Source organism: Brevundimonas sp. (assembly GCF_046295595.1).
Taxonomy (GTDB): domain Bacteria; phylum Pseudomonadota; class Alphaproteobacteria; order Caulobacterales; family Caulobacteraceae; genus Brevundimonas.
This window is the reverse complement of sequence record NZ_JBKBMX010000004.1, coordinates 43,271-67,969: the sequence shown is the minus strand read 5'-3', so window position 1 is coordinate 67,969 and position 24,699 is coordinate 43,271. Positions and strand designations below refer to the sequence as shown.

Sequence of the window (24,699 nt, the reverse complement as noted above, 5' to 3'; positions counted from 1 at the left end):
TAGCGCCGACGGGGTGGGGAGGGCTCGGCGAAGCAGGCGCCGGCGCCCGGCTCGCCCGGCCCCGCCCACCCGGCCGCTTCGCGGCCACCCTCCCCCGGAGGGGGAGGGAGAAACCGACAGGTTCCCCATGGACTTCCGCCCCAGCGACAAGGCCCTGCACTGGCAGGAGCGCCTGCGCCGCTTCATGGACGACAAGGTCCTGCCGCGCTCGGCCGACTATTGGGCCCAGGTCCGCGAGGACCACACCCGCCAGCCGCCGGCGATGGAGGCGCTGAAGGCCGAGGCCCGCGAGGCCGGCCTGTGGAACATGTTCCTGCCCGGCGAGCACGGCGCCGGCCTGACCAATCTCGAATACGCGCCGCTGGCCGAGCTGATGGGTCGTCATCTCTGGTCGGCCGAGGTGTTCAACTGCAACGCCCCCGACACCGGCAATATGGAAGTCCTCCATATGTACGGGAACGCCGACCAGCAGGCGAAATGGCTCAAGCCGCTGATGGCCGGCGAGATCCGCTCCGCCTTCCTGATGACCGAGCCGGAGGTCGCCTCGTCCGACGCCACCAACATCCAGACCCGGATCGAGCGCGACGGCGACCACTATGTGATCAACGGCCGCAAATGGTGGTCGACCAACATGGGCCACCCCAACGTCGCCGTGACCATCGTCATGGGCAAGACCGACCCCGACGCCTCGGTCCACACCCAGCAGTCGCAAATCATCGTCCCTGTCGACACGCCCGGCTTCCGCGTCGAGCGGATGCTCTCCGTCTTCGGCTATGACGAACGTCCGATCGGCCACGCCGAGGTCGTGCTGGAGAACGTCCGCGTCCCGGTCGAGAACCTGATCGCCGGCGAGGGGCGCGGCTTCGAGATCGCCCAGGGCCGCCTCGGGCCGGGCCGCATCCATCACTGCATGCGCGTCATCGGCATGGCCGAGCGGGCGCTCGAGCTGATGACCGCCCGCCTGCTCAGCCGCACCGCCTTCCGCAAGGCCCTGGCCGAACACTCGGTCTGGGAGCAGCGCATCGGCGAGGCCCGCACCAATATCGAAATGTGCCGCCTGCTGGTGCTCAAGGCCGCCTGGATGATGGACGAGGCCGGCGCGAAAAACGCCAAGTCCGAGATCGCCCAGATCAAGGTCGCGGCCCCGCGCATGGCGCTGCAGATCATCGACGACGCCATCCAGGCCTACGGCGGCGCCGGCGTCTCGGGTGACACCCCGCTGGCCGAGATGTACGCCATGGTCCGCACCCTGCGCATCGCCGACGGTCCGGACGAGGTCCACAACCGCACCATCGCCCGCCTCGAATACGCCAAACACGGCGGCCGCGGGGGCTAGCGCGGGAAGGCGGTCACCTCCTTTGCGTGTACGCCCCGGTTCGGCGATCCGCGGAACGCCCAGCGCAGCAGCCGTGCCGTCGACAGCGCCCCGCCACGCACCAACGGCGTCGGCAGGCCCGGCGGCAGGGCGTGCATCCGCCGCGCCCACGCCGGCATCAGATCCAGCCCGGCCTGCATGATGACCCCCGCCGCAGCGTCGACGGCGGGCGATCCGACCCGCTGGCGCATCACCATCTCCGCCACTTCGCGCGTCCGGCCGTCGGCCTTCAGCCGCGGCCGGTAACTCTGGATCAGCGCCTCGGCCGCCGCCCGGTCGCGGGGCAGGGGATCGGCCCCGAGCGCCTCGCCGACCCGCGCCATCTCGGCGAAATAGGCGTCCTGCTCCGCCCGCGGCATGCGCGGCTCGGCATAGCGGATCCAGGCGTCGAGGAAGCTGATCGTCTCGGTCACATGCACCCAGGCCAGCAGCTCCGGATCGGTCACCCGATAGGGCGTCCCATCCGGCAGGACTCCGCCCAGCTTGCTGTGGATCCGGTTGACCTTGTCGATCACGGCCTGTCCCGCCTCGGCGTGGTCATAGGTGGTGACGGCAATGAATTTCGCCGTCCGCCGCAACCGCCCGTGCATGTCGGCACGAAAGTCGGAATGGTCCCACACCCCCGCCAGCACCGCCGGATGCAGCATCTGCAGCAACAGACCCGAGACGCCGCCGATCATCATGGTGACCACGTCGCCATTGACCTTCCAAGCCACGGAGTCCGGCGCGAACAGCGCGTCGGCCCGCCGCAACACCGGCCGCTCGCCCTTTTCGGCGTCGTTGAAAACGTCGCTGATCCGCTGGCGAATGCCGGCGCGAACGGGGTCGAAGGGCGAGGGGGGCATGCTTACCTTCTGGCGGTGAAATCGGGTCATACCACGACCACCGCCGCAGCTGCCGGGCGCCGACGCCGCAGGCCGCGGGCTCAGTTGAGCGTGCGCTCCAGCGTCTCGATGCGGCGGTCCAGCTGGCTCACCTCCGCCTCCAGTCGCGCCCGCTCCGACGCCATGTCGACAGGCGTCCCGTCCTCATAGGTCAGCGTCGCGCCCCGGCCGATCAGGTCCAGCCGGTGGATCAGCGTCACCCGGCGATCCTTCAGTCGGTCCAGCTCCGTCATGGGTGCGCGTCCCGCCAGGCCTTCAGCGCCTCGATGGCCCGCAGGCTCATCAGCCGCTTCTTGGCCCGCCCGCGATCCTTGGGCGGAATCTTCCGGCCCTCGGCGTCGACCTTTGGCGCCTCCAACGGCGGCAGCAGGCCGTAATTGATATTCATCGGCTGAAATTTCGAGCCTTCCAGATGCCCGCCAGTGATGTGCTCGACCAGCGCCCCCATGGCCGTCTCCGGCGGCGGCGGGGCGAGGTCGCGGCCCAGCGCCTGGGCCGCCGCCAGCCGCCCGGTCAGCAGGCCCATGGCGGCGCTCTCGACATAGCCCTCGACGCCCGTCACCTGACCGGCGAAGCGCAGCCGCGGCATGGCCTTCAGCCGCAACTGCCGGTCCAGCAGCCTGGGCGAGTTGAGGAAGGTGTTGCGATGCAGCCCGCCCAGCCGCGCGAACTGCGCCTCGTGCAGCCCCGGTATCATGCGGAAGATTTCGGCCTGGGCCCCGTGCTTCAGCTTGGTCTGGAAGCCGACCATGTTGAACAGCGTCCCCAGCGCATTGTCCTGCCGCAGCTGGACGATGGCATGGGCCTTGACGTGCGGGTCGCGCGGATTGGTCAGGCCGACCGGCTTCATCGGCCCGTGACGCAGGGTCTCGCGGCCCCGCTCGGCCATCACCTCGATCGGCAGGCAGCCGTCGAAATAGGGGACGTTCTCCCACTCCTTGAACTCGGCCTTCGGCCCGTTCAGCAGGGCGTCTATGAAGGCTTCGTACTGGGCCTTGTCCATCGGGCAGTTGACGTAGGCGGCGGCGTCTCCGCCCGGGCCCTCCTTGTCATAGCGCGACTGTCGCCAGGCGATGTCGAAGTCGATCGAGTCGGCATGCACGATCGGCGCGATGGCGTCGAAGAAGCTCAGGCTCTCCTCGCCCGTGGTCTTCAGGATCGCCTCGGCCAGCGCCGGCGAGGTCAACGGCCCGGTGGCGACGATGACATTCTGCCACTCTTCCGGCGGCAGGCCGGCGATCTCCTCTCGAACGACGGTGACCAGCGGATGCGCCTCCAGCTTCGCCGTCACCGCCTGCGAAAAGCCCTCGCGATCTACGGCCAGCGCGCCGCCGGCCGGCACCTGGTTGACGTCGCCGCAGGCCATGATGATCGAATCCAGCGCCCGCATCTCGGCGTGCAGCAGGCCGACGGCGTTGTACTCCCAGTCATCCGACCGGAACGAGTTCGAGCAGACCAGCTCGGCCAGGCCGTCGGTATGGTGGGCGTCGGTCTTGACCCCGGGCACGCCGCGCATCTCGTGCAGGATGACGGGCACGCCGGCGCTGGCGATCTGCCAGGCGGCCTCGGAACCAGCGAGGCCGCCGCCGATGACATGGACGGGGGAGGGGGAGTGCGTCATGAGCGGCTTCTATCGGTAAGGATCACGTTCGTCAGCGCCTAAGTGACGCGTCCCCACAGGGCTGGTGAGTCGCCCTGGCCGGACCTATAGGTGCGTGCTTGGGGCGGTCTTTGCCCGGCGGAGAGCGGCGTGAGCACATCGGCGACAGAGGCGGCCTTTGAAGGTTTCCGGGTGACCCGGAGCCGACCCGGCGCGGTTTTGCTGTGGGCGGGTGTCTGGCTGGTGGGCCTGATCGCAATGATACTGTTGCTGGTGCCGTTGGTAGGCCCGTGGATCGAGGAAATCGGGGCCACGGGCGGCGATGCGGCGCGATTGTCGCCAGAGGCGGCCGCTGGCCTGCAACGGGCGACGCTGGCCTTCATTCCAGTCCTGCTGGTGCTGCAGGGCCTGTTGTCGGCCGCCGTTTATCGCGTCGTACTACGCCCCGAAGAGAAGGCGCTCGGTTCGCTGCGTCTGGGTCGGGACGAGGGTCGGGTGCTGGTCGTGGGCGTGCTCACCGGCCTCTTGTCCGCCAGCGCCAATTTCGGTGGGGAATGGCTGGTCAGGGCGGCGATGGGTGCGGCGGGCCCGCTCGTCGCGACAGGCCTTTCCCTGTTGCTCACCGCGGGGCTTGTGGCCCTCGCGGTACGCCTGTCCCTGATTGCGCCCCTGACATTCCTGAAACGCAGGTTCGCCTTTCGCGAGGGCTGGACTGCGTCTGGGCGGCTCTTCTGGCCGCTGCTTGGGATGACGATCATCGTCATCACCTTGGCGTTGGTGGTGGTGCTGCTGCTGATTATAGTCGGCTGGCCAATGCAGTCTGTGCTGACCGCCCCTGCGGGGGCTGCGTCTCCCGGCGCGGCTGTTGGCGCGCTGTTGATGCTGCTGCTGATCCCTCTTGGCATGGCCCTGGTCACCACGATCACCTGGGCGCCGTTCGCCGCGATCAGCCGCGATCTGCCGGAAGGCAAGTTGGTAAAGGGCTGATCAGGCCCGCTTCTTCGCCCGCGCCGGCTTTTCGACCGGCGATCCCAGCGCCGCCACCCGCGCCTTGCGGCGGGTCTCGTGCCGGTCCAGGACCTCCTTGAGGTATTTGCCGGTCCAGCTCTTCGGATTGGCGGCGACCTGTTCGGGGGTGCCGACTGCGACGATCTCGCCGCCGCCATCACCGCCCTCCGGACCGAAGTCCAGCAGCCAGTCGGCCACCTTGATGACGTCCAGATTGTGCTCGATCACGACGATGGTGTTGCCGCTCTCCACCAGCTCCTGCAGCACCTCCAGCAGCTTGCGCGTATCCTCGAAATGCAGGCCCGTGGTCGGCTCGTCGAGGATGTAGAGGGTCTTGCCGGTGGCGCGTTTCGACAGCTCTTTCGACAGCTTGACGCGCTGCGCCTCGCCGCCGGACAGGGTGGTGGCGGACTGCCCGACCTTGACGTAGCCGAGGCCGACGCGGTTCAGGGTCAGCATCTTGTCGCGGATCGAGGGCACGGCCTTGAAGAAGCTGGCGGCCTCTTCGACGGTCATGTCGAGGACGTCGCTGATCGACTTGCCCTTGAAGACGATTTCCAGTGTCTCTCGGTTGTAGCGCTTGCCCTTGCAGACGTCGCAGGTGACGTAGACGTCGGGCAGGAAATGCATCTCGATCTTGATCAGGCCGTCGCCCTGACAGGCCTCGCAGCGCCCGCCCTTCACATTGAACGAGAACCGGCCGGGCCCGTAGCCGCGGGCCTTGGACTCCGGCAGCCCCGCATACCAGTCGCGGATCGGACCGAAGGCGCCGGTATAGGTGGCCGGGTTCGAGCGCGGGGTGCGGCCGATGGGCGACTGGTCGATGTCGATGACCTTGTCGAACATCTCCAGCCCCTCGATGCGATCGAAGGGGGCGGGGGCGTCGGAGGCGTTGTGCAGCCGGCGGGCCGCGGCCTTGTACAGGGTCTCGATGGTGAAGGTCGACTTGCCGCCGCCGGACACGCCGGTGACGCAGGTGAACAGGCCGGCCGGGATTTCGCCGGTCACCGACTTCAAATTATTGCCGGTGGCGCCGCTGATCCTCAGCATCTTCTTGCGGTCGACCGGACGGCGGCCTTCGGGCGGCAGTTCGATCTCGCGCTCGCCGGTCAGGTATTTGGCCGTCAGGGAGTTCGGATTGGCCATCAGCTCGGCGGGCGTGCCCTGGGCGCAGACCTCGCCGCCGTGGACGCCGGCGGCCGGGCCCATGTCGATGACATAGTCGGCGGTCAGGATCGCCTCCTCGTCATGCTCGACGACCAGCACGGAATTGCCGAGGTCGCGCAGGCCGCGCAGGCTTTCCAGCAGACGCGAGTTGTCGCGCTGGTGCAGGCCGATGGAGGGTTCGTCGAGCACATAGAGCACGCCGGTAAGGCCCGAGCCGATCTGGGAGGCCAGGCGGATGCGCTGGCTCTCGCCGCCGGACAGGGTGCCCGAGGCCCGCGAGAGGCTCAGATAGTCGAGCCCGACATTGTTGAGGAAGCGCAGCCGGTCGGTGATTTCCTTCAGCACCCGGCGGCCGATTTCCATCTGCTTGTCGGTCAGCTTGCCGTCGAGGGCCGTGAACCACTCATGGGCGTGTTTGATCGACAGCCACGAGACGGTGGCGATGTCCTCGCCGGCGATCTTCACCGCCAGGGCTTCGGGCTTCAGCCGCTTGCCGCCGCAGGCCTCGCACGGGGTCTCGGACTGGAAGCGGCCCAGCTCCTCGCGCACCCATGAGGAGTCGGTCTCGCGCCAGCGCCGCTCGAGGTTGGGCAGAACCCCCTCGAAGGCCTTGGACACCTCATAGGTGCGGGCGTTGTCGTCGTAGCGGAATTTGATCTTCTCGGCGCCGGTGCCGTGCAGGATCACCCGCTGCGCCTGCTCCGGCAGCTCGCGCCACGCCTTGTCCATCGAGAAGCCGTAGTGCTGGCTCAGCGACTGCAGTGTCTGGGTGTAGAGCGGGGAGGGGCCGCGCGACCATGGGGCCACCGCCCCCTTGTGCAGGGTCTTGTCGCGGTCCGGAATGACCAGATCGGCGTCGAAGGCCAGCTTGACGCCAAGGCCATCGCAGGTTGGACAGGCGCCGAACGGATTGTTGAACGAGAACAGCCGCGGCTCGATCTCGCTGATGGTGAAGCCGGAAACGGGGCAGGCGAATTTCTCCGAGAATGTCAGCCGGCGCGGCTCCTTCTCGCCCTCGGCGACATTGGCCCATTCGGCCACGGCGATGCCGTCGGCGAGGCCGAGCGCCGTCTGCAGACTGTCGGCGTACCGGCTCTCGAGACCCGCCTTGGTGACGATCCGGTCCACGACGATGTCGATGTCGTGCTTGAACTTCTTGTCCAGCGTCGGGGCGTCCTCGATGGCGTAATATTCGCCGTCGATCTTCAGTCGCTGGAAGCCCGAGCGCTGCCACTCGGCCATCTCCTTGCGGTATTCGCCCTTGCGGCCGCGCACGACGGGAGCCAGCAGCATCAGCCGCTCGCCCTCGGGCAGGGCCGTCAGCTTGTCGACCATCATGGAGATGGTCTGGCTCTCGATCGGCAGACCCGTCGCCGGCGAATAGGGCACGCCGACCCGCGCCCAGAGCAGGCGCATATAGTCGTGGATCTCGGTCACCGTGCCGACGGTCGAGCGGGGGTTCTTCGACGTGGTCTTCTGCTCGATCGAAATGGCCGGCGACAGGCCCTCGATCAGGTCGACGTCGGGCTTGCCCATCAGCTCGAGGAACTGGCGGGCGTAGGCGCTCAGGCTCTCGACATAGCGGCGCTGGCCTTCGGCATAGATGGTGTCGAACGCCAGCGAGCTTTTGCCTGAGCCCGACAGGCCGGTCATCACCACCAGCTGCTCGCGCGGGATGTCGAGGTCGACGCCCTTGAGGTTATGCTCGCGGGCGCCGCGCACGCGGATGAAATTGTGCTTTTCGGTCATGAGGCCTGAAGACTGGGGAATCCGGGAACGCCATGGGGCCCGCTAAGGTCCGGCGCGACGACGCTATATGGGGATCAATTCGGCGAAATCAGCAAGAACAATGTGTGAACATCGACGCTCGCCGGCGGACTGCTGACAGCAGATGGCAGCAGGGCGTGTTCGGACGGCGCGTCATGCTGCGGTGGCCGCGCCGCCATCGCCCGCAGATACCTCTACCTCAGATGGCCGGAACCAGCCGCCGCGGCGTCGCAGCCTCGCCGAATCGCCGGCCGGGTCACGGTTTCGTCAGAGCGCCTCCCGGGCGAAAAGGCTTGCGAAACCCGGTCATGCCTCCCATTCTGTCGCCTTCGCGTGAGTTAACCGGAGGCCCGACGAACATGATCAGCGCACTGGGAATTGGTTTCGCCCTTTCCGCCTCGCTGCTCGCGTTTGTCCATGTCCTCACCCAGCCTCGTCCGAAGCCTGTCCCCATCCGCATTCGTGACGCCCGATCGCGTCGCGGGCCGGACGCCTGACGGCCACGCACTATTTTCCGACCTGAGCCGCGCCCTTGGACGTGAGCGCACGGGCGTCGTCGGCCGCAACGGCTCCGGCAAGACGCGGCGAGTCGGCGGGGGTCTCGGCGTCTGGGCGACGCAAACCTATGCGGTGCGGTTGAATGCCACAGCCCGGGCATCGCCGACGTTCGCGCGACCGCTCGCGCCATAGGCCGACGGACTGCCCCGCTGCGCCGTCACCTCCGCCGCGATGGTCTGGACCAGGCCCTCGGAGATAATCCGCGCCGCCTCGATGGCGTGGGAGTGCCGGGCCAGTATGACCTCGAAGGCTTCAGTGACGCGGATCAGCGCGGCGCGCTCGGCGGCCGGCGCCGCCGCCAGTACGCTCGGGTTGGCCTTCACCTGGGCCGACTCGCGACGGTAGGTGTTGGCCAGGTCCTGGGTGCCCGCGAGGGTGGCGGCCGCGTCCTGCGGTCGATGCGCCTCGAAGGCCTTCGCCTCGGCCCCCAGGCTTGCGGTCAGCCGCTCGGTCAGGTCGATCAACTGACGGACGCGGGCGGTGGCGTTGAGTTCGGCGGTTCCGGTCACTGGCCCTGCTCCTGCATTTTCAACATCTCCGCGACGACCGTGTCCGCCAGGCCGATGCCCCCGGCCTTCACGGTCTGTTTGGCCATGGCCTCGATCATGAAGCTGCGCCAGGTGCTCTCGGCCTCGCCGCCTCCGAACGGGCCGTCGGTCGACAGCCCTTCGAACATCGGCTTCAGCATCTGGGAGAGGAAGGAGACCTCGAAATTCTCCGCTGTCTCGCGCATGCGGTCTGTGACGACGGGCTTCTGCGCGGCGACGGGTGCCTGGGTCGGGGCGGTGTTGAGGGACAGGGGGTTCATTCACATCACCTCAATATCGGCCTGCAGCGCCCCCGCCGCCTTGATGGCCTGCAGGATGCTGATCATGTCGCGCGGGCTGACGCCGAGGGCGTTCAGGCCGTTGACGAGGTCGGACAGGGAGGCGCCGCCGCCGACGATGCGCATCTCGCGGCCCAGCTCCTCCTCGACGGTGACGTCGGTCTGCGGCACGACCACGGTCTCGCCGCGGCCGAAGGGTTCCGGCTGGCTGACCAGCGGCGTTTCCTGGATCGAGACGGTCAGATTGCCCTGGGCGATGGCGACGGTTGAGACCCGCACCGCGTCGCCCATGACGATGACGCCATTGACCTCGTCGATGATCACCTTGGCCGGGGAGTCGACCGTGACCGGCAGGTTCTCGACCCGGCTGAGGAAGCCGGCCATGCCCATCTGACCCGGCGCCCGCAGGGCGATGACCGTGCCGTTCTCGGCCAGGGCGGCGTTCGGATAGACCTGGTTGATGGCGGCGGCGACCCGCTGCGCCGTGGTGAAATCCGGATTGCGCAGCGTCAGCCGCACCTCGTTCATATTGGCCAGATGGAAGCCGGTCTCGCGCTCGACCGTGGCGCCCGAGGCGATACGGCCCGCCGTCGGCACGCCGCGCGTCACTGACGAGCCCGAGCCGCCCGAGGCCGAGACCGCCCCGGTCTGGATCGAGCCTTGGGCGACCGCATAGACCTCGCCGTCGGCGCCCTGCAGGCTGGTGACGAGCAGGGTCCCCCCCAGCAGGCTCTTGGCGTCGCACATCGACGAGACGCTGACGTCGATGCGCGAGCCCGGTGTGGAGAAGGGCGGCAGTTCGGCGGTGACCATGATGGCCGCCATATTCTTGGAGTTGGCGTTGGAGCCGCGAATGTTGACGCCGAGCCGTTCCGTCATGCCCTCCAGCGACTGGCGGGTGAAGGGGCAGTTGCGCAGGCTGTCGCCGCTGCCGTTCAGCCCGACCACCAGTCCGTAGCCGACCAACTGGTTGGTCCGGACGCCCTCGATGGCGGCGATGTCCTTGATGCGCGACTGGGCGGCCGCCGGGAGGGCGAATCCGGCCAGAGCGGCGGCGGTCAGGAGGGAGGCGAGCAGTTTCTGCATCGGTACGGGGTCCGCGAACTGTTGTGCCGCCAGTGATGCCAGCGCCGTGCCAAACAAAATCCCATGAGGAATCAACGGTTGGCTATCAGGCGGATGCAAATGATCCGGCAGAAACTGCCGGGCCGTTAACCAAACGGTGACCTGGCGCCGCGATGGTCGGGCATGTCTTGGAGTCGCTATCCATGAAGGTCACCGGTCCCTCCGGCCCGTCCTCCTCGTCGGGCGCCCGTCCCGCAAGGGCCTCGGGCGGCTTCTCCGTGCCCTCGACCGCCGCGTCGGCCCCGGCCGGGGCCGCCGCCGCCTCCGGCGGTGTGTCCGGCGTTGCCGGCGTCTCCGCCCTGATGGCCCTGCAGGGGGTCGACGACGCCACGGAGCGACGCCGACGCGCCATCCGTCGCGGCGGCGGCTTGCTGGACCGGCTGGACGAACTGAAGCTGGCCCTGCTGGCGGGCGAGGCGGGCGAGGGCGCTTTAGACCGATTGAGCCGCAGCCTGCGCGAGGAATGCCCGGTTGACGCGAACCCGGCTCTGAACAGCCTGCTGGGCCAGATCGATCTGCGAGCGGCCGTCGAGCTCGCCAAGGCGGATATTCGCCGCACCGCAACATAAGCCGGTGAAATATTTCGCGAAAGCGGGATCAGCGATCGGTGGGTGATGAAGAAATGTCACGCTCGCCCCTCTACAGGTCAATGGAGGGGTCACGCTCACGCGAGCGTTGTTGCCGCGACTCTTCGCCATCCCTATACGCAGCACAGCGCCACAGGGGGGCGTTGTTGAAAGCGTGAGTGCGATGAACGCATTGGCGTCTGTGATTGAGCCGAACGCCTATCGGCCGTCTGAGGACGAGCCGTTCATGAGTGAGCGGCAACTGGCCTACTTCAAGGCCAAGCTTCTGGCCTGGAAGGACGAAATTCTTCGCGAGTCCAAGGGGACGGTGGTCAACCTGAAGGCGGAGACGGAGAATCATCCGGATCTCGTCGACCGCGCGTCGTCGGAATCCGACCGCGCGCTGGAGCTGCGGACGCGCGACCGACAGCGCAAGCTGATCTCCAAGATCGACGAGGCGCTGCGCCGCATTGAGGATGGCTCCTACGGCTATTGCGAGGAAACCGGCGAACCGATCAGCCTCGGCCGGCTCGAGGCCCGTCCGACCGCGACCCTCTCGGTCGAGGCCCAGGAGCGGCACGAGCGCCGCGAACGCGTCCACCGCGACGACTGAGGCGTCTGGCGTGAGGCGTCTGGCTCCGGCCTTCGTCGCCCTGACCCTGCTGGCGGGGTGCGCCGTCGCGCCGGCTCGTCCCGCTGACGTCGTCCCGCTGAACCATCTGCCCGCGCTGACCGGCGACTATTTCCGCGTGGAGTCGCGTGAGGTCGGTCGCGCCTTCCACATCTATGTGCGGCTGCCCGAGGGTTACGACCCCGCCGCCGCCACGGTCTGGCCGACGGTCTATCTGACGGACGGCGACAGCCTGTTTCCCATTCTCGCGGCCAATCACCTGTTCCTCACCTATGACGACGGCCTCCCCGAGGCCATTGTCGTGGGCATCGCCTACGGCGGATTCGGCCCGGCGACCAACCGGCGCAACATCGACTTCCAAGCACCGGGCGCGGGCGTCGCCGACCAGCAGGCCGGGGCCGGGGCTTTCCAGCGTTTCCTCAAGACCGAACTGATCCCCGACATCGAGCGGCGCTATCGCTCCGACCTGTCGCGACGGGTCCTGTTCGGCCAGTCCCGCGGCGGAGCCTTCGTGCTGTATTCGGCGGTGACCGATCCCGACCTGTTCTGGGGCCGCATCGCCAGCAATCCCTCGATCACGCCCGGGATCGAGTCCCTGCTGGAGCCCGCCGCGCCGGCCCGTCGGCGCGATCTCGGCCTCATGGTCGTCAGCGGCACGCGCGACCGCCCCGACCTCCAGGCCGAGGCGGCCGATTGGCTTTCGGTCTGGCAGGCGCGGCCGGAGCGCCCGTGGCGCCTGCGAAGCGAGCGGGTGGAAGGCGGCACGCACGCCGCCAACGCGACCGACGCCTACCGACGGGGCCTGAACTGGCTGTTCGACCCGCCGCCCGAGCCCGCGCCTTGACTTGACCGCCCGGGAGGGCGACCTGTCGCCCCTCTCGATTCAAGGTCCCTGCATGTCCGTCAAGGTTCGTTTCGCCCCGTCGCCGACGGGTAAGCTGCACGTCGGCAACGTCCGCACCGCCCTGGTGAACTGGATGTTCGCCAAGGGGCAGGGCGGCAGCTTCGTTCTGCGCATCGACGACACCGACCTGGCCCGCTCGACGCCCGAGTTCGAACAGGGCATCGAGGATGACCTGACCTGGCTGGGTCTGGTCTGGGACGAACGCCACAACCAGTCGAAGCGGTTCGATCGCTATGAGGAGGCCGCATCGCGGCTCAAGGCCGCCGGGCGGCTCTATCCCTGCTACGACACCTCCGAAGAGCTTGACCGACGCCGCAAGGTTCAGCTGTCGCGCGGCCTGCCGCCGATCTACGACCGCGCCGCGCTGAACCTGACCGACGCCGAGAAGGCCGCCTTCGAGGCCGAGGGCCGCAAGCCGCATTGGCGCTTCAAGCTGGACGGCAAGCGCGTCGCCTGGGAGGATCTGTCGCGCGGTCACGCCGAGGTCGACACCGCCTCCATGTCAGACCCGGTGCTGATCCGCGAGGACGGCCTGTTCCTCTACACCCTGCCGTCCGTGGTCGACGACATCGACATGGCCATCACCCACGTGATCCGCGGCGAGGACCACGTCACCAACACCGGCGCCCAGATCGAGATATTCGAGGCCCTGGGCGGGCCGGTTCCGGCCTTCGCCCACATGCCGCTGCTTGTCGGCGCCGACGGCCAGGCCCTGTCGAAACGGCTCGGCTCGCTGTCGATCGCGGACATGCGCGACCAGGGCTATGAGCCGATCGCCATCACCAGCCATCTGGGCCGCATCGGCACCTCCGACCCGCTTGAGGTCGCGCCTTCGATCGCCGCCCTTGGTGAGAGCTTCGCCTTCTCGAAAATGGGCCGCTCGCCGGCGCGATACGACACCGCCGACCTCGACCGGCTGAACGCCCAGGCCCTGCATGTGATGGACTATGCGACCGCCCGGCCGAGGCTCGCGGCGCTGGGCCGGGATCCCGGGGAAACAGTCTGGAACGCCCTGCGGGCCAACCTTGATAAATTCGCCGATGTTGTTGATCTGGAACGGATCATCAGCGGCCCGATCACCCCGGTGATCGAGGATTCCGCCTTCGCCGCCGCGGCGCTTGAGGTTCTGCCCGCAACGATCGAGGCCGACGCCTGGTCGGTCTGGACCAATGCCGTCAAGGAACGGACCGGCGCCAAGGGCAAGGCCCTGTTCAAACCCCTGCGGCACATCCTGACCGGTCAGGAACACGGACCGGATATGGCCACCCTCGTGCCGTTGATCGGCCGCGAGCGCATCGTCCGCCGCCTGTCCGGCGAGACCGCCTGAGCCCACGCTGTCCCACGACGCTCATACGGAAAAGGGCCGCCCCGAAGGAGCGGCCCTTGGCCTTTGTGCCTTGGCGACGCCGTGGATCAGGCGTTGCAGGCGGCGATCTGTTCCGCGTTCAGGTCGACGCCCTTGTAGCTGAAGGCGGTGACCGGGCCGAACCGGGCCACGACCCGGCGGCAGGCGCGCGAGGCGGGCTGGCTCGTGCCGCCGGTGGCGGTGCAGTTGGCGCCCTCGCAGCGCCAGGTCGCGCTGTCGATGATGGTGCGGCTGGCGGGCGCCTTGGAGGCGTCGGCCAGAACGGCGCTGGAAACGGGGGCTTGGGCGAAGGCCGGGGCGGCGACGAGCATGGCCGCGGCGAAAAGCAGAGCACGCATGGGGAGGTCTCCGAGAAAAGTCAGGCGGACATCCGCCGGCGACGCCAGTGTCAGTTTACAAACGAAACTGTCAATACGCGTTTTCAAAAGAGACGCACATTTCTCACCGACTGATCACTGATTACTTATCGGCGATCATGTTGCAAGTGAGGCAGATCGTCCGCCGCTCGCATCGCCTCGATCGCCTCGGCCACTGTGTCGCAGACGACCCATGCCTCGCGGAACGTCGCCGGGGTCATCCCTTCCTCGACGCTGTGCTCCATGACAGCCAGAAGCGCGTTCCAGAAACCGTTCAGATTCAGAAAGATCACCGGCTTGGCGTGCAGGTCCAGCCGCTTCCACGACAGCACCTCGATGGCTTCCTCCAGGGTGCCGACGCCGCCCGGGGCGACCACGAAGGCGTCGGACTGGTCGTACATGATGGTCTTGCGCTCGTGCATCGACGGCACGACCAGGGTCTCGACCTCGTCAAACAGACGCTCGCGGCTGCGCAGAAAGCCCGGCATCACCCCCAGAACCCGGCCACCGGCCCCGTGCGCCGCCCGCGCGGACGCGCCCATCAAACCGACCCCGCCCCCGCCATAGACCAGCCGCCAGCCGGCCTGGGCTGTCTGTTCGCCGAACGCGCGGGCCGCTTCCAGATAGTCCGGATGAACCGTCTCGGACGAGCCGCAGAACAGGCAGACCGACTTGCCGTCGAACGGCTGGATGGTGACGGGCGAAGACATGGGGCCTCGTGAAGACAGCGAAAGACAGCGGGCAGGGCGGCGCGCTATCTGGGTCGACACTCCTAACGGTCGGAGAGACAGTATGAAACGGGCGATGTTGTCGATGACCGCGGTCCTGCTCACAGCCGCGGCGGCGGCCTGTTCTCCCTCGCCGCCCGATCCGGCCCGGGCCGGCGCGCAAACCGCCGTCGGCTGGACCCGTCCGCCCGTCATCGCCCGGGTCGAACGCTCGGGTTCCACACTCATCGTGACCGGGGTCGCGGAGCCGGAAGGTCGCGTCGTCCTGCGCAGCGATGAAGGCGCGGCCTTCGCCGCCTCCGCCGACGCCCGCGGCCGTTTCGAGATTCGCCTTCCGGCTCCGCCGCGTCACCTGCTGCTGCGTCCCGAAGCCCAGATCGGCCAGGAGGCCGCGCCGTCGCCGGACCAGTTGCTGATCCTGGCCGGAGGACAGGGGCCGGTCGCCATCCTTCGTCCGGGAGCGTCGACGCGCCGGCTCGACGCCGCGCCGTCGTTGGGCGCGATCGACAGCGACGAAGGCATGCGACTGGCGTCTGGCCGGGTCGCTTCGGGTACGGCCCGGGTGGAGGTGCAAAGCGGCGGCGAGACTGTGGAGGTTCTTCCCGACGCCTCGGGCCGCTGGAGCATCATGCTGCCGCCCTATGACGGCCCCGACGAGATCCGGGTCGCCGGTCGTGCCTTCGTCTGGCCAGGCGAGGCGGCGCCGGCCCCAGGCCTTACGGTCGAACAGGCGGGAGCAGGGTGGCGGGTTCGCTGGTCCGGCCCGCAGGGCGCCCGGCAATCCACCTGGCTGCCGGCCACGCCGGCGCCCTGACAGGGTTAACGGACCGTTCACCAATTCAGTCGAACGAGAGAGCGTCTTCCTTGTCGAGGACACCCACCATCACCGAATGACTTCAGCCCGGCGCTCGCGTCGGGCTTTTTTTCTTGAGGCCCTGCTGGAGGTCCGTCAGGGCCTCGCCGCCGGCATCGGGCCCGGGTCAACCAGCGGCGAGTCCGGCCGCGCCCTACGCCACATTTGCCAGGCCATGACCCGGTGGAGAGCCTGGCGCTCCGTACCTTCGGAATAGAGATCGAAATGCCCCTTGCCCGGGGCGAAGGTGAAATCGGCCTGTCCGCCGGCGGCTTTCACCGCGGCCTCAAGATGGCGTGTGGATCGTTCAAGGCCGAACTCGTCGTTCGCGCCGACCCAGACGTGCAGTTTGCCGTCGAGATCGCGGTGCTGCGCCGGCCATCGGCTACGTACGATCTGCGAAACATCCCAGTTCTCTCTCCAGTGCCGCGCCACGTCCGGGTCGATCTCCCCCGTGATCCGGTCATAGAGTGGCATCGGCCGACCATCGTCGCCGCGCGGTGAGAAGACGGCCTCGAACGACGAGGCCTGCCCGCCATATGCACCGAGGACCGCTTCCATTCGACCCATCGGCGAGATGATGCGCGAGTCGGGCCGGGTGATGTCGACGCCCTCGAAATCCGTGAAGTCGGTGATATCCGGAGAACTGATCCAGGCGCCGCCGAACCGGTCCGGATAGTTGAGCTGCAGCCAGAGCATCGCCCAGCCGCCGGAGGAGTGCCCCATAAGGAAGCGGCTCGCCGGCGCCGGGTCCACGCGGTAGCGGCTTTCAAGGTCCGGGATCAGCTCGCGTATCAGCGCCGTCGCCCACGGGCCGTTGTTGACGCTGTCGGCGAACTCATGCGTGCCGAAGGGACTGCTCTGGTCCAGCATGACCCAGATCATCGGCGGCAGGCGGCCGGCATGGGTCGCGGTGAGTATGCCGACGGCGGAGTCGCTCAGCGACGTCATTCCGGCGGTGAACCCGTGGGTGAAATAGACCACCGGATAGGTATCCTTGCCGGCGTCGTAGCCCTCGGGCGTGATGACCAGGCCCCGCATGGTCACCGGTCGTCCCTGGAAGGCGCTGAGCGCCGGGCTGACGAATTCGAACGGCTTGATGCGCGCCTCGACGATCGCCCGGTCCTCGGCGCTGAACATCGGCCCCCGCGCCGTTTCCCACAGAGGGTAGTCAACGATGGTTTCGGACAGCGCGAGGATGGGCGTTGGTCCCGTCAGGGGCAGGGCGATCCTCGCTACCGGCGAAACAAGATCGCCCCCGTCCGGCCGCCCACGGTAGGCGTAGTCATGGTCGCGATCGAGGACGGTCTGCACCCAATAGTGCCCCGGGGCCAGGTCGTTCATCGACGCCGGATAGGCGCCGTCGTCGCCGTCGAGACCGATCCTGACGCCGGGCTGGATCCCGGCGATCTCGCGCGCCGCGACGAAATTGTTCTTCTTGAAGAAGGGGTCGGCGCTAACCGATGTCGGCGCCGCCGCCTCGGGATCCTCGACGCGTTCGGCGAAGAGAAGGAGGCGTCCGGGGCCGGTGGGCTCGTCCGTTTCGACTTCGACGCGGGGCGACTGCTGCGCCAGCACGGGGGAACTGAAAGCCAGAAGGAAGGCGAGGGCGGCGATCGTGCTGCGGGCCATGAAGACGCTCCGATTGTTCGGAAAGCCTAGGTGGGGGTTTGGCCCGGCCTCAAGTGAAGCTTCGGTAAGGTCCGGCTCGCTCCATGCCGGAGAACCAACGGAAGCCCACGACAAGGCCCGACATGACCACGCGCTCACAGCAGCGGGTCACTGAGTCTGACGACCATGAATCATGGGAAACCAGGACCGGAGTGGCTCCGCGGGTAGAGGCCTAGGCATGGGCAACGGTGTGCAATCCTAACAAGGCGTTGTAAAGGAATGTTCATTCCTAACAATCTGTTAGATGGCTTTGCACAGTCCTGCGCATCGCTGCCTGGACATGCACGCAGCGACCGAAAGTGGGGTCGAAAGTGGGGGAAGAACTTGCCTCCAGCACGGTGAAGCTGCGACATTGGGGAATGGCTAGAGCATTAAATCGACTGAACCCGAAGGCCCTCGCGGCGGTCAAAAATCCGCTGCCGCCCGGCAGGCACGCCGACGGCGGCGGCCTCTACGTCGAGGTCGACAAGCCGGGCGCCAACGGTCAACCGGGCGCCAAGCGGTTCATCTGCTTCTACCAGTGGAACGGCAAGCGCCAGCAGTTGGGCTTGGGCTCGGTGAACGCCGTGACCTTGGAGAGGGCGCGCGAACTGGCGAAGGAAGTGCGCGAGAAGGTCGCGGCCGACATCGACCCCAAGGTGGAGCGCGAGGCGGCGAAGGTGGAGCCGGTCGCCGTGCCGACGTTCGGCGCCTACGGCCTGGAGGTCCTGGCGGTGAAGAAGGTCGGCTGGTTCGGCCGGAAGACCGAGGCGCGCTGGCTGAACACGATCCGCAATCACTGCGCCGCGATCCACGACATGCCGATCGACCGAGTGGGGACGGAAGAGGTGCTGGCGGTGTTCGAGCCGATCTGGCGGAAGATTCCAGAGGGCGCCGAGAAGAGCCGCGCCACCGTTGAGACGATCTTGGACTCGGCGAGGGCGCGCGGTCTGCGCACCGGCGAGAACCCCGCCAGGTGGGACGGCCACCTGAAGGAGTTGCTGTCGGAGCGGGTGAAGGGGTCGAAGGGGCCGCACGCCGCTCTGGCGCATGAAGGCGTCGCCGATCTGATGGTCCAGGTGCGCGGACGTGAGGGCGTCGGCGCGGCGGCTTTGGAGTTGCTGATCCTCACCGGCGCGCGCACTACCGAGATTCGAGAGGCCGTCTGGCCCGAGTTCGACCTGGACGCGGCGCTCTGGACCATCCCCAGGAACCGGGTGAAGGAACGCAAGGCGCTGATCCGCGCCAAGGTCATGACCAAGCGCATCCCGTTGAGCCCGTCGGCCGTGGCGCTGATGCGCCGGCTGCGCGCCGAGTCCGACGGTGTCGGCTATGTGTTCCCAGGACCCGAGGTGGGCTCCGCCCTGGGCGACAACGGCATGTCGAGCGTGCTGAAGCGCCTGGGCGTGGCCGACGCGACGGTCCACGGGTTCCGTTCGACGTTCCGCGACTGGGCCGGCGCGGCGCGGATCACGCTGGCGAATGGCCGCAAGGTGCCCGCCTACTCGTTCGAGGCGTGCGAGATCAGCCTGGGGCACTCGGTCGGTAACACGACCACCCAGGCCTACTTCCGAGGCGATCTGCTGGATGAACGCCGCGACCTGATGACGGACTGGGCGCTGGTTTGCGCCGGCGAACAGCCGACCTATGCCGAGACAACGTCGGACATGGCGAAGCTGTTGGCGTTCCTTGCCCAGGAGCCCCAGTTTGCGGCGCGCTGGGCGGCGTTTCAGGCCGGGGGTGGTCTGGCGACTGCCGCCTAGTTCAGCAGCGCCTTGAGGGCGTCCGCGCGGATCAGGCGGCGCCCGCCGCGCTGGCTGTAGGGCAGGTCGCCCGACTTCATCAGATAGTAGATTTGGCGACGCGACACGCTGATCGCGGCGGCGGCTTCATCGACCGTGAAGGCCAGCTTGTCGACGTCGGGCTTGTGGGCGTAGGGCAAAGGCTTCTCGGGTCTGGTCGTCGTCCGAGATATGACCTTGGCCGCCGTCCGCGTCAAGAAAATGCACAGTAACAGAATGTTGGCGTGCGAGTGTTGACAGACAAAGTGGGGTCAGCGTGAGAGTGTTGACAGACAACCAGACAGCTAACCTTGGAGCGTGGTGAGAAAGCCTACACCAAGTGAGTGAAATCGGCTTGCACTGTCTTGCACGGTCCTGCGCGTTCGTCTTAGGTCGCTTCAAATCCGACCCCAAGGAGGGGACCATGCAACTGAACACCGATCGCGAACTGATCACCGAGAGCGCCGACCTTCATTTCCTGACGCTGGAGCCGCTGACCGACGCCAGCATGGCCGCGATGGGCGACCTGCTGGACCGGATGGAAGCGAAGATGCTGCGGTGGCGCGCCGCCGCTACGCCGCCGGCCAGGGTGCAAGCGTAAGGGGCTTCGGAGGCGTCAGCTTCAGCGACAGCGCGCCCCACAAGGCGATCAACGCCGCCTCGGCCCTGCCGTCGTCCTTCACCCGCGCGAACAGGCTGGCGGCGGACGGGAAGAGTGCGACCGCTCGGGCTCTCGCTTGGTTCTTGTCACGGGGGACTTGGAGTGCCGCCTTCCAGACCGTCGGCTTTACCGGCGTGAGCGAGGACGAAGCCGACGCGGCGCCGAGCACGATGCCCAAGCTGCGGCCGAACGAGAAGCTGGAGGCGACGCCGGCTTGTGGCGAACTCCAGACGTCCTCGACGAACGAGTAGTCGGCGTCAGCGGCGGCGATCGCCTGCGCGGTCAGCGTGGGCGAGACGCCCTTGCGCCCGGCCTTGCCCACCTCTTGCGGCATGTCCAGCACGGCGATGGTCCAGGCGTCGGTGTCGAGCAAACACAGACCACCGGTGATGCCCGGATCGACGCCCAGGATGCGGCTCACCAGTCGTTGTCCTGTTCGCGGACGCTGGAGGCGAGGTCGGCGTAGTCGCCGACGGGATCAGAGGGTTCTTCGTCCCAAGCGCGGGGGATCATGGCGGGGACGCGATCGAGCCAGTCTTCGACGGGCGCGCGGAACTTCTCGGTGTTGGGCTTGGGCTTCAAGATGGTGGGGTTCTCTTTGGGGTGGGGGTTGGGCGGCGGTGTCAGGCGGCGCGCTTCATCTCGGCTTCGACCGCGTAGCCGCCCCACTGGGCGGCCATGGCATCGGCGATGCCGCCGAACGTCTTCGATCGGACCGCCCACCGGTCGGGTCCGGGCGGTGCGCGGTGGATCGCCGACCACAACTTGTGTTCCGGGGTCCCAGTCTTGGGAGGCGTCAGGCGGTTGGTCGGCGTGAGCGGCGGAAGGCCGCGCAGGTAGAAGCCGGTTCCCTTGAAGGCGGGGTCGCCGAACCACCACGGCTGGACGGTCTGGGCGGCGGGCTCGAAGTTGCGGATCAGAGCCTTGGCGTGCTTGTGCATCACCGGGTTCTCGACCGCCACGCGCGGGATCGGGGCGTTCCAGCAGTCGGAGAAGAGGGCGGCGCCTTCTTCGAGTTCAGCCCACATCTGTTCGCGGGTCTTGCCCGGCGGCGGCGTGTGGAGCCACCTGACACCCGAGTTGCAGAGCCGCGTACAGGGCGGATGCATGACGGCCAGCAGGTCCCACCCGTCATTAAGATGATCACGGATGTCACCCCTGATGTGGCGGTTCGAGCCGTGGAGGTCCGGCAGGAGATCGCAGGACCACGCGTCGTGGCCCAGGTCCTGGAAGGCGCGGCGGACGGTGCCGGTGAACTCGCAGCCGATGAGAACGCGCAACGGGCGGACGTCGTTGATTGGAGGTAGGCGAGGGTGGTGGGTGTGCAAACTGAAGTCGACCTGGGCGGGGGTGAGGGGAGCGCCCGAGGTGTGATCGCTTGGACCACCGTCGAGCCTCTATTGCCTGCCACCGATCCGGCTGCTGTCAAGAATTCCGTGATATGGTCGAGCGATGCCAAAGCCGATCGACATGGAAACCATCGAGGGCTTCATCGAGGTCGTCCGGGCGGTCGGCGTCATCATTGTCCGCAAGCTGGCGGAGCGTGGGGTCCAAAGCGCCGACGACCTGACCACGGCCGAAGCTGGGGCTCTGCTGGAGGCGGCCTACCTCGAAATGCGGGAGTTGACTGGGTTGAGCGACGAGGCTGCGCGCATGACCGAGCGGCTGGCGGTCATCTTCGACGTGGCTGTCATGAACGGCATGGGCAACGCCCCGACCAGCAGCCGGCGCCAGTAGGTCGTTCGCCACTCGCTGGCCTTCGGCTGCGCTCGCTCGGGCTTCGCCCCCTCCGGTCAGCACCGCGTCACCGCGACCACCATCACCGAAGACCACCGGAAGGTCGGAAGGAGACCCGGTCCTCCACCCCTTCTTATAAGTGTGAAAATAGGTATGAAAGTCAGTATATATTAGGAGAAATGAGGGTTGATCGGCGGCGTTGTCCTAAATCCTCCTGACTTTCATACCTATTTTGAATAGTAGAGAATGGGGCCGAACTCGCCTTCGGGATTAGAACCTCCTAAATTCTCCTGATTTCCATACCTATTTTGAGTGTTAAACTTCGGACGCTTCGGTCGCGCGGCGTTCTTGGGCCTTCGTCACGACATCGAGCAAGCGAGCGTCTTCGACTCCACGCGGGCGGCCCTGCTGATATTCGAGTTCGCGGTCGCGCTTGGCGTCCCGAGCCCCCAAGGTCTCCCAAGTGGGTTGGACGCGCTCGATGCGGATGCGGGGTCCTCGGGTGTCGATCTGGAGGACGCCGCGACTGGCGCTGACCGGGTCGATGCCGAGCGCAGCCGCCAGCGTTTCGTAGAAGGAGACCGGCGCGCGCAGATGCAAGTTCGTTCCGTAGCCGACGCCGCCGACCTCGAACCGCTCCAACATGTCAGCCATCGCCTCGACGCTCTTGTGGGCTCCCCGCCGCTGATCTCGGAAGCCCTCCACCTCGTCCCTGGTGGCGCCGGCGGCGCGCATGGCCTCGACCTGCTTCGCCGTCTCGGCTCGGTGGATGCTGCGGTTGTTGCCGTCGATGGTGCGGTCGCGCGCCAGGTCGAGCAAGGCGGCGTAGACTGCCTTGCGGCTGGCGAGGTCCAGCAGTGTCAGCCCTCGGGCCTCGCGAGCGGTGGCGAAGACGTGACCGACACATGCGAACATGACGTCGCGTTCGGCGAAGTAGCTGCCCTCGCGCTTCAGGTCCTCATGGGTCGCCTTAATCATCAGCGCCTTCACGCTGCCGCGCAGCGTCAGCCCGTTCAGTTGGTCGAGCGGCAGGTTGTAATACTTGCACGCCCACTCACCGGTGCCGCCGATCTCGGGGTAGTCCTGCCGGATGCGCTCGCTGGTCCTCAAGACGTTGTTGATCTGCTTGTAGCCCCAGGTGTTGTAGGGGTCGAAGCGGGTCAGCTTTTCGTCGCCCGGCTTGTAGTTCTTCCAGAACTCCCGCTTGCGCAGGGCACGCAACTCGGCTCGCTCTTCGCCGTGGGGTCGTTCATCGAACACTTCCATGATCTCGGCCCACGTCGCGAAACCGCCGGCGTCGCGGATGATCTCAACGATCGACTGTTCGGTCGCGTCATACGACGACACGCCACCGCCCTTGCGGTTTACGTTGCCGTGGACCCGGTAGAGCCCCTTGCGTTCGGGATCGCGCTTCAGCTTCCCACCGGCCGCCATGTTGACCAGCGTCTTGCTGACCAGTGCGCGGCCTTCCTTGGTGTCCCACTCGGGGCCGAGGGCGAGGATCAGGTCCGGCATCGAGCCGGCGCCGTCTTCCATCCCGTTCAGGGCGTCGACGATCGCGCGGCGGAAGGCGGCGGCGGTCACCGGGACGCCGTTGACGGTCTTCTGTTGGGCCATGGCCTAGACCTCCCGCTCGACCGGCTCGGGTGCCGGGACGTAATCAGGGAAGACAGGGAAGATCGGCGCGGCGGGGCGGCCGGCAGCCCAGAGGTCGGCGGGCTCGCTTTCCACGGCTTCGATCAAACGGGGCGGGGCCTTGACCGTCATCAGGCGCGAGCCCCGGCGCCAACTTCACGACGGATGGTGATCATCATCTTCATGGCGGGGGGACCCGCCATGCCCAGGGCCTTGCGAAAGCGGGCGAAGGTGGCGGAGCGGTAGTCGACGGCGGGGTCGTCGGCCACGATCGCGCGCGCGACGACATCGACCTCCGCGTCGGACGAGTCGCGGTTCAGGCTGTCGATCAGCGCGTTCAGATCGACCGGCGCGGCGTTCACCTGCTGGGTAGAGGCGAAGGTGAAGCGGTCGTCGCCCAGCGGCACGACGTCGGCCATGGCGTCCAACCCCGCCATTCGCGCGGCCAGGAAGTCCGCCACGGCGCCTGCGCGAAACAGCATGGGGCTGCGCGCCGTCATGCGGATGCCGGGGACGAAGTCGCCCTTGCGGGCCGACTTTTCGATCGTCGCGCGCTGGGGCGCGTGCGGGGCCATCAACCAAGCGAACTGGTCGTAGGTGATCAAGGCGTCGCGCGGCAGGTCGGCCGGCGTGACGGGCGGTGCGGGTTCATACTTTGCGGGCATGGGCTCTCATTCGCCGGCAGAGCCGGCGTTGTGGTCTCGACAAGACGGTGGGGAAGGGGTCGGGTTCGATCAGCGCCGGGCACGCTGATGTGTTTCCTTATACGCCCCATAGGCCCTAACGTCAAGATCATTCGGCCAACCACCGAGTCTTCGTTCTTGTCAACACTCTCGCGCCAACGCAGAACATTCCTTTACAACTGCAATTACCGGCAGGAATAATTAGCACGGGCCGGATTCGACTCTAACTAAACTTGCTGTATAACCATCGGACTCATGAATACTTTCATGAGCCTGATCGCAGCCGTGGTCCTCACCGCCGCTGCGCCCGCAACCGCCGAAGTCACCACCGCCCGCACCAGCTACGCGCCGGTCGTGCGGATCACCTGTCCAGGCAACATCCACTCCAGTGCGGTGGTCATCGCCCCGAACCGCGTCATTGGTGCCGAGCACGGCTTCGCCGCCGGCGGGTGCGGCACCGAGCCGATCTGGTATGACCGCGACCTCGACCTCTATGTCGGCGGGACCAGCGAGGCGTTCACGACCCAGGCCGCCGTGTCCTGCGACGGCGTCATCGCCGGCCGGACCTATCGCCTGATCGGCTTCGAACGTGAGTTCAGCGGCGCGGCGCTCGCCGGCTATCGGACGATCGAGTCCGAGACCGGAACGAAGGACAACATGATGGCGGTCGAGGGCGGCGCGCAGATCGGGATGTCCGGCGGCGCCGTTCTGGACGACAAGGGCGCGCTGGTCGGGATCATCAGCGCCACCAACGGCGAGGTCACCTACGTCCGCGAGTTCTCGACGACCTCGCTCTGCATGGCCTGATCACTCGCTGGCCTTCGGCTGCGCTCGCTCG

The 24,699-nt window shown here is 67.3% G+C and carries 28 protein-coding genes; 11 read left to right on the top strand and 17 right to left on the bottom strand.

The annotated features are described in order from the left end of the window. The first annotated feature begins 127 nt into the window (after positions 1–127). On the top strand, positions 128–1,336 hold the full coding sequence (locus ACK4JY_RS04025) for an acyl-CoA dehydrogenase family protein (protein WP_409603054.1): 1,209 nt from the start codon (positions 128–130) through the stop codon (positions 1,334–1,336). Here the strand turns inward: ACK4JY_RS04025 and ACK4JY_RS04020 are convergent. The 3 genes from ACK4JY_RS04020 to trmFO all read right to left on the bottom strand — a co-directional run bounded on the left by ACK4JY_RS04020 (position 1,333) and on the right by trmFO (position 3,880). Beyond that, complete coding sequence (locus ACK4JY_RS04020) at positions 1,333–2,220, bottom strand: oxygenase MpaB family protein (RefSeq protein ID WP_409603052.1); 888 nt, start codon at positions 2,218–2,220, stop codon at positions 1,333–1,335. The genes ACK4JY_RS04025 and ACK4JY_RS04020 overlap by 4 nt on opposite strands. A gap of 80 nt (positions 2,221–2,300) precedes the next feature. Beyond that, positions 2,301–2,492, bottom strand: coding sequence for a hypothetical protein (locus ACK4JY_RS04015; protein ID WP_409603050.1), 192 nt, complete (start codon positions 2,490–2,492; stop codon positions 2,301–2,303). After that, entirely contained in the window at positions 2,489–3,880 is a 1,392-nt protein-coding gene (trmFO, locus tag ACK4JY_RS04010; protein WP_409603049.1) for a methylenetetrahydrofolate--tRNA-(uracil(54)-C(5))-methyltransferase (FADH(2)-oxidizing) TrmFO, read from the bottom strand. Before trmFO ends, ACK4JY_RS04015 begins: the two co-directional genes overlap by 4 nt. Positions 3,881–4,009: 129 nt before the next feature. On the opposite strand from trmFO, the gene ACK4JY_RS04005 reads away from it, so the two are divergent. After that, positions 4,010–4,846, top strand: a complete 837-nt coding sequence (locus ACK4JY_RS04005) for a hypothetical protein (RefSeq protein ID WP_409603047.1) — start codon at positions 4,010–4,012, stop codon at positions 4,844–4,846. Here ACK4JY_RS04005 and uvrA read toward each other — a convergent pair whose 3' ends face one another. The 4 genes from uvrA to ACK4JY_RS03985 form a co-directional block, all read right to left on the bottom strand. Then, the gene (gene uvrA, locus ACK4JY_RS04000; protein WP_409603045.1) at positions 4,847–7,783 is read right to left on the bottom strand and encodes an excinuclease ABC subunit UvrA; all 2,937 of its coding nucleotides are present in this window, start codon (positions 7,781–7,783) and stop codon (positions 4,847–4,849) included. It abuts the gene before it with no gap. Between the two features lie 641 nt (positions 7,784–8,424). Next, a complete protein-coding gene (locus ACK4JY_RS03995) occupies positions 8,425–8,868 on the bottom strand; it encodes a flagellar basal-body protein FlbY (protein ID WP_409603043.1) in 444 nt (147 codons plus the stop codon). Beyond that, positions 8,865–9,167, bottom strand: coding sequence for a rod-binding protein (locus tag ACK4JY_RS03990; RefSeq protein WP_409603041.1), 303 nt, complete (start codon positions 9,165–9,167; stop codon positions 8,865–8,867). The genes ACK4JY_RS03995 and ACK4JY_RS03990 overlap by 4 nt, the downstream gene beginning before the upstream one ends. After that, entirely contained in the window at positions 9,168–10,271 is a 1,104-nt protein-coding gene (locus tag ACK4JY_RS03985; RefSeq protein WP_409603039.1) for a flagellar basal body P-ring protein FlgI, read from the bottom strand. Positions 10,272–10,453: 182 nt separating this feature from the next. Here ACK4JY_RS03985 and ACK4JY_RS03980 point away from each other — a divergent pair, with 182 nt between their 5' ends. The 4 genes from ACK4JY_RS03980 to gltX all read left to right on the top strand — a co-directional run bounded on the left by ACK4JY_RS03980 (position 10,454) and on the right by gltX (position 13,738). Continuing rightward, positions 10,454–10,879 (top strand): flagellar assembly protein FliX, encoded by a 426-nt coding sequence (locus ACK4JY_RS03980; protein WP_409603038.1) that lies wholly within the window; start codon positions 10,454–10,456, stop codon positions 10,877–10,879. 181 nt (positions 10,880–11,060) lie between these two features. Next, positions 11,061–11,489: an RNA polymerase-binding protein DksA gene (gene dksA / locus ACK4JY_RS03975; RefSeq protein WP_409603036.1), complete on the top strand. Its 429-nt coding sequence runs from the start codon at positions 11,061–11,063 to the stop codon at positions 11,487–11,489. 10 nt (positions 11,490–11,499) lie between these two features. Then, a complete protein-coding gene (locus tag ACK4JY_RS03970) occupies positions 11,500–12,351 on the top strand; it encodes an alpha/beta hydrolase (RefSeq protein ID WP_409603035.1) in 852 nt (283 codons plus the stop codon). Between the two features lie 52 nt (positions 12,352–12,403). Further along, entirely contained in the window at positions 12,404–13,738 is a 1,335-nt protein-coding gene (gene gltX / locus ACK4JY_RS03965; RefSeq protein ID WP_409603033.1) for a glutamate--tRNA ligase, read from the top strand. An 86-nt stretch (positions 13,739–13,824) separates the two neighbouring features. Here gltX and ACK4JY_RS03960 read toward each other — a convergent pair whose 3' ends face one another. After that, on the bottom strand, positions 13,825–14,115 hold the full coding sequence (locus tag ACK4JY_RS03960) for a CC_3452 family protein (RefSeq protein ID WP_409603031.1): 291 nt from the start codon (positions 14,113–14,115) through the stop codon (positions 13,825–13,827). Positions 14,116–14,240: 125 nt separating this feature from the next. Further along, a complete protein-coding gene (locus ACK4JY_RS03955; protein ID WP_409603029.1) occupies positions 14,241–14,843 on the bottom strand; it encodes a TIGR00730 family Rossman fold protein in 603 nt (200 codons plus the stop codon). An 82-nt stretch (positions 14,844–14,925) separates the two neighbouring features. On the opposite strand from ACK4JY_RS03955, the gene ACK4JY_RS03950 reads away from it, so the two are divergent. Then, positions 14,926–15,675 (top strand): hypothetical protein, encoded by a 750-nt coding sequence (locus ACK4JY_RS03950; RefSeq protein WP_409603027.1) that lies wholly within the window; start codon positions 14,926–14,928, stop codon positions 15,673–15,675. 135 nt (positions 15,676–15,810) lie between these two features. On the opposite strand, the gene ACK4JY_RS03945 is transcribed toward ACK4JY_RS03950, so the two are convergent. Then, positions 15,811–17,346: an alpha/beta hydrolase gene (locus ACK4JY_RS03945; RefSeq protein ID WP_409603025.1), complete on the bottom strand. Its 1,536-nt coding sequence runs from the start codon at positions 17,344–17,346 to the stop codon at positions 15,811–15,813. Between the two features lie 350 nt (positions 17,347–17,696). On the opposite strand from ACK4JY_RS03945, the gene ACK4JY_RS03940 reads away from it, so the two are divergent. Continuing rightward, positions 17,697–19,127 carry a tyrosine-type recombinase/integrase gene (locus tag ACK4JY_RS03940; RefSeq protein WP_409603023.1) on the top strand — a complete coding sequence of 477 codons (1,431 nt, stop codon included), beginning with the start codon at positions 17,697–17,699 and terminating at the stop codon, positions 19,125–19,127. Here ACK4JY_RS03940 and ACK4JY_RS03935 read toward each other — a convergent pair. Continuing rightward, positions 19,124–19,306: a helix-turn-helix domain-containing protein gene (locus ACK4JY_RS03935; RefSeq protein ID WP_409603021.1), complete on the bottom strand. Its 183-nt coding sequence runs from the start codon at positions 19,304–19,306 to the stop codon at positions 19,124–19,126. The genes ACK4JY_RS03940 and ACK4JY_RS03935 overlap by 4 nt on opposite strands. A gap of 263 nt (positions 19,307–19,569) precedes the next feature. Between ACK4JY_RS03935 and ACK4JY_RS03930 the strand changes: the two genes are divergently transcribed. Then, positions 19,570–19,746, top strand: a complete 177-nt coding sequence (locus tag ACK4JY_RS03930) for a hypothetical protein (protein ID WP_409603019.1) — start codon at positions 19,570–19,572, stop codon at positions 19,744–19,746. Here ACK4JY_RS03930 and ACK4JY_RS03925 read toward each other — a convergent pair. The 3 genes from ACK4JY_RS03925 to ACK4JY_RS03915 are packed head-to-tail and all read right to left on the bottom strand — an operon-like array spanning position 19,718 to position 21,134. Further along, positions 19,718–20,227, bottom strand: a complete 510-nt coding sequence (locus ACK4JY_RS03925; protein ID WP_409603017.1) for a hypothetical protein — start codon at positions 20,225–20,227, stop codon at positions 19,718–19,720. The two genes, ACK4JY_RS03930 and ACK4JY_RS03925, sit on opposite strands and share 29 nt — an antisense overlap. Beyond that, on the bottom strand, positions 20,224–20,388 hold the full coding sequence (locus ACK4JY_RS03920; RefSeq protein WP_409603015.1) for a hypothetical protein: 165 nt from the start codon (positions 20,386–20,388) through the stop codon (positions 20,224–20,226). The genes ACK4JY_RS03925 and ACK4JY_RS03920 overlap by 4 nt, the downstream gene beginning before the upstream one ends. A gap of 41 nt (positions 20,389–20,429) precedes the next feature. After that, positions 20,430–21,134, bottom strand: a complete 705-nt coding sequence (locus ACK4JY_RS03915; RefSeq protein ID WP_409603013.1) for a hypothetical protein — start codon at positions 21,132–21,134, stop codon at positions 20,430–20,432. Between the two features lie 124 nt (positions 21,135–21,258). Between ACK4JY_RS03915 and ACK4JY_RS03910 the strand changes: the two genes are divergently transcribed. Beyond that, positions 21,259–21,543 (top strand): hypothetical protein, encoded by a 285-nt coding sequence (locus ACK4JY_RS03910; protein ID WP_409603011.1) that lies wholly within the window; start codon positions 21,259–21,261, stop codon positions 21,541–21,543. Between the two features lie 315 nt (positions 21,544–21,858). Here the strand turns inward: ACK4JY_RS03910 and ACK4JY_RS03905 are convergent, their stop codons facing one another. The 3 genes from ACK4JY_RS03905 to ACK4JY_RS03895 are packed head-to-tail and all read right to left on the bottom strand — an operon-like array spanning position 21,859 to position 23,843. Next, on the bottom strand, positions 21,859–23,160 hold the full coding sequence (locus ACK4JY_RS03905) for a hypothetical protein (RefSeq protein WP_409603009.1): 1,302 nt from the start codon (positions 23,158–23,160) through the stop codon (positions 21,859–21,861). A 3-nt stretch (positions 23,161–23,163) separates the two neighbouring features. Next, positions 23,164–23,310: a hypothetical protein gene (locus ACK4JY_RS03900; RefSeq protein WP_409603007.1), complete on the bottom strand. Its 147-nt coding sequence runs from the start codon at positions 23,308–23,310 to the stop codon at positions 23,164–23,166. Beyond that, complete coding sequence (locus ACK4JY_RS03895; protein WP_409603005.1) at positions 23,310–23,843, bottom strand: hypothetical protein; 534 nt, start codon at positions 23,841–23,843, stop codon at positions 23,310–23,312. Before ACK4JY_RS03895 ends, ACK4JY_RS03900 begins: the two co-directional genes overlap by 1 nt. Positions 23,844–24,128: 285 nt before the next feature. Between ACK4JY_RS03895 and ACK4JY_RS03890 the strand changes: the two genes are divergently transcribed. Beyond that, on the top strand, positions 24,129–24,668 hold the full coding sequence (locus ACK4JY_RS03890; RefSeq protein WP_409603003.1) for a hypothetical protein: 540 nt from the start codon (positions 24,129–24,131) through the stop codon (positions 24,666–24,668). Positions 24,669–24,699: the final 31 nt, after the last annotated feature.

Excerpts from the sequence above, each read along its gene's own strand:
- ACK4JY_RS04015 (WP_409603050.1), bottom strand. The coding sequence starts at position 2,492 with ATGACGGAGCTGGACCGACTGAAGGATCGCCGGGTGACGCTGATCCAC.
- ACK4JY_RS03890 (WP_409603003.1), top strand. The coding sequence starts at position 24,129 with ATGAGCCTGATCGCAGCCGTGGTCCTCACCGCCGCTGCGCCCGCAACC.
- ACK4JY_RS03990 (WP_409603041.1), bottom strand. The coding sequence starts at position 9,167 with ATGAACCCCCTGTCCCTCAACACCGCCCCGACCCAGGCACCCGTCGCC.
- ACK4JY_RS03960 (WP_409603031.1), bottom strand. The coding sequence starts at position 14,115 with ATGCGTGCTCTGCTTTTCGCCGCGGCCATGCTCGTCGCCGCCCCGGCC.
- ACK4JY_RS03895 (WP_409603005.1), bottom strand. The coding sequence starts at position 23,843 with ATGCCCGCAAAGTATGAACCCGCACCGCCCGTCACGCCGGCCGACCTG.
- ACK4JY_RS03930 (WP_409603019.1), top strand. The coding sequence starts at position 19,570 with ATGCAACTGAACACCGATCGCGAACTGATCACCGAGAGCGCCGACCTT.
- trmFO (WP_409603049.1), bottom strand. The coding sequence starts at position 3,880 with ATGACGCACTCCCCCTCCCCCGTCCATGTCATCGGCGGCGGCCTCGCT.
- ACK4JY_RS03985 (WP_409603039.1), bottom strand. The coding sequence starts at position 10,271 with ATGCAGAAACTGCTCGCCTCCCTCCTGACCGCCGCCGCTCTGGCCGGA.
- ACK4JY_RS03945 (WP_409603025.1), bottom strand. The coding sequence starts at position 17,346 with ATGGCCCGCAGCACGATCGCCGCCCTCGCCTTCCTTCTGGCTTTCAGT.
- ACK4JY_RS04020 (WP_409603052.1), bottom strand. The coding sequence starts at position 2,220 with ATGCCCCCCTCGCCCTTCGACCCCGTTCGCGCCGGCATTCGCCAGCGG.
- ACK4JY_RS04025 (WP_409603054.1), top strand. The coding sequence starts at position 128 with ATGGACTTCCGCCCCAGCGACAAGGCCCTGCACTGGCAGGAGCGCCTG.
- uvrA (WP_409603045.1), bottom strand. The coding sequence starts at position 7,783 with ATGACCGAAAAGCACAATTTCATCCGCGTGCGCGGCGCCCGCGAGCAT.
- ACK4JY_RS03910 (WP_409603011.1), top strand. The coding sequence starts at position 21,259 with ATGCCAAAGCCGATCGACATGGAAACCATCGAGGGCTTCATCGAGGTC.
- ACK4JY_RS03900 (WP_409603007.1), bottom strand. The coding sequence starts at position 23,310 with ATGACGGTCAAGGCCCCGCCCCGTTTGATCGAAGCCGTGGAAAGCGAG.
- ACK4JY_RS03905 (WP_409603009.1), bottom strand. The coding sequence starts at position 23,160 with ATGGCCCAACAGAAGACCGTCAACGGCGTCCCGGTGACCGCCGCCGCC.
- ACK4JY_RS03955 (WP_409603029.1), bottom strand. The coding sequence starts at position 14,843 with ATGTCTTCGCCCGTCACCATCCAGCCGTTCGACGGCAAGTCGGTCTGC.
- dksA (WP_409603036.1), top strand. The coding sequence starts at position 11,061 with ATGAACGCATTGGCGTCTGTGATTGAGCCGAACGCCTATCGGCCGTCT.
- gltX (WP_409603033.1), top strand. The coding sequence starts at position 12,404 with ATGTCCGTCAAGGTTCGTTTCGCCCCGTCGCCGACGGGTAAGCTGCAC.
- ACK4JY_RS03980 (WP_409603038.1), top strand. The coding sequence starts at position 10,454 with ATGAAGGTCACCGGTCCCTCCGGCCCGTCCTCCTCGTCGGGCGCCCGT.
- ACK4JY_RS03950 (WP_409603027.1), top strand. The coding sequence starts at position 14,926 with ATGAAACGGGCGATGTTGTCGATGACCGCGGTCCTGCTCACAGCCGCG.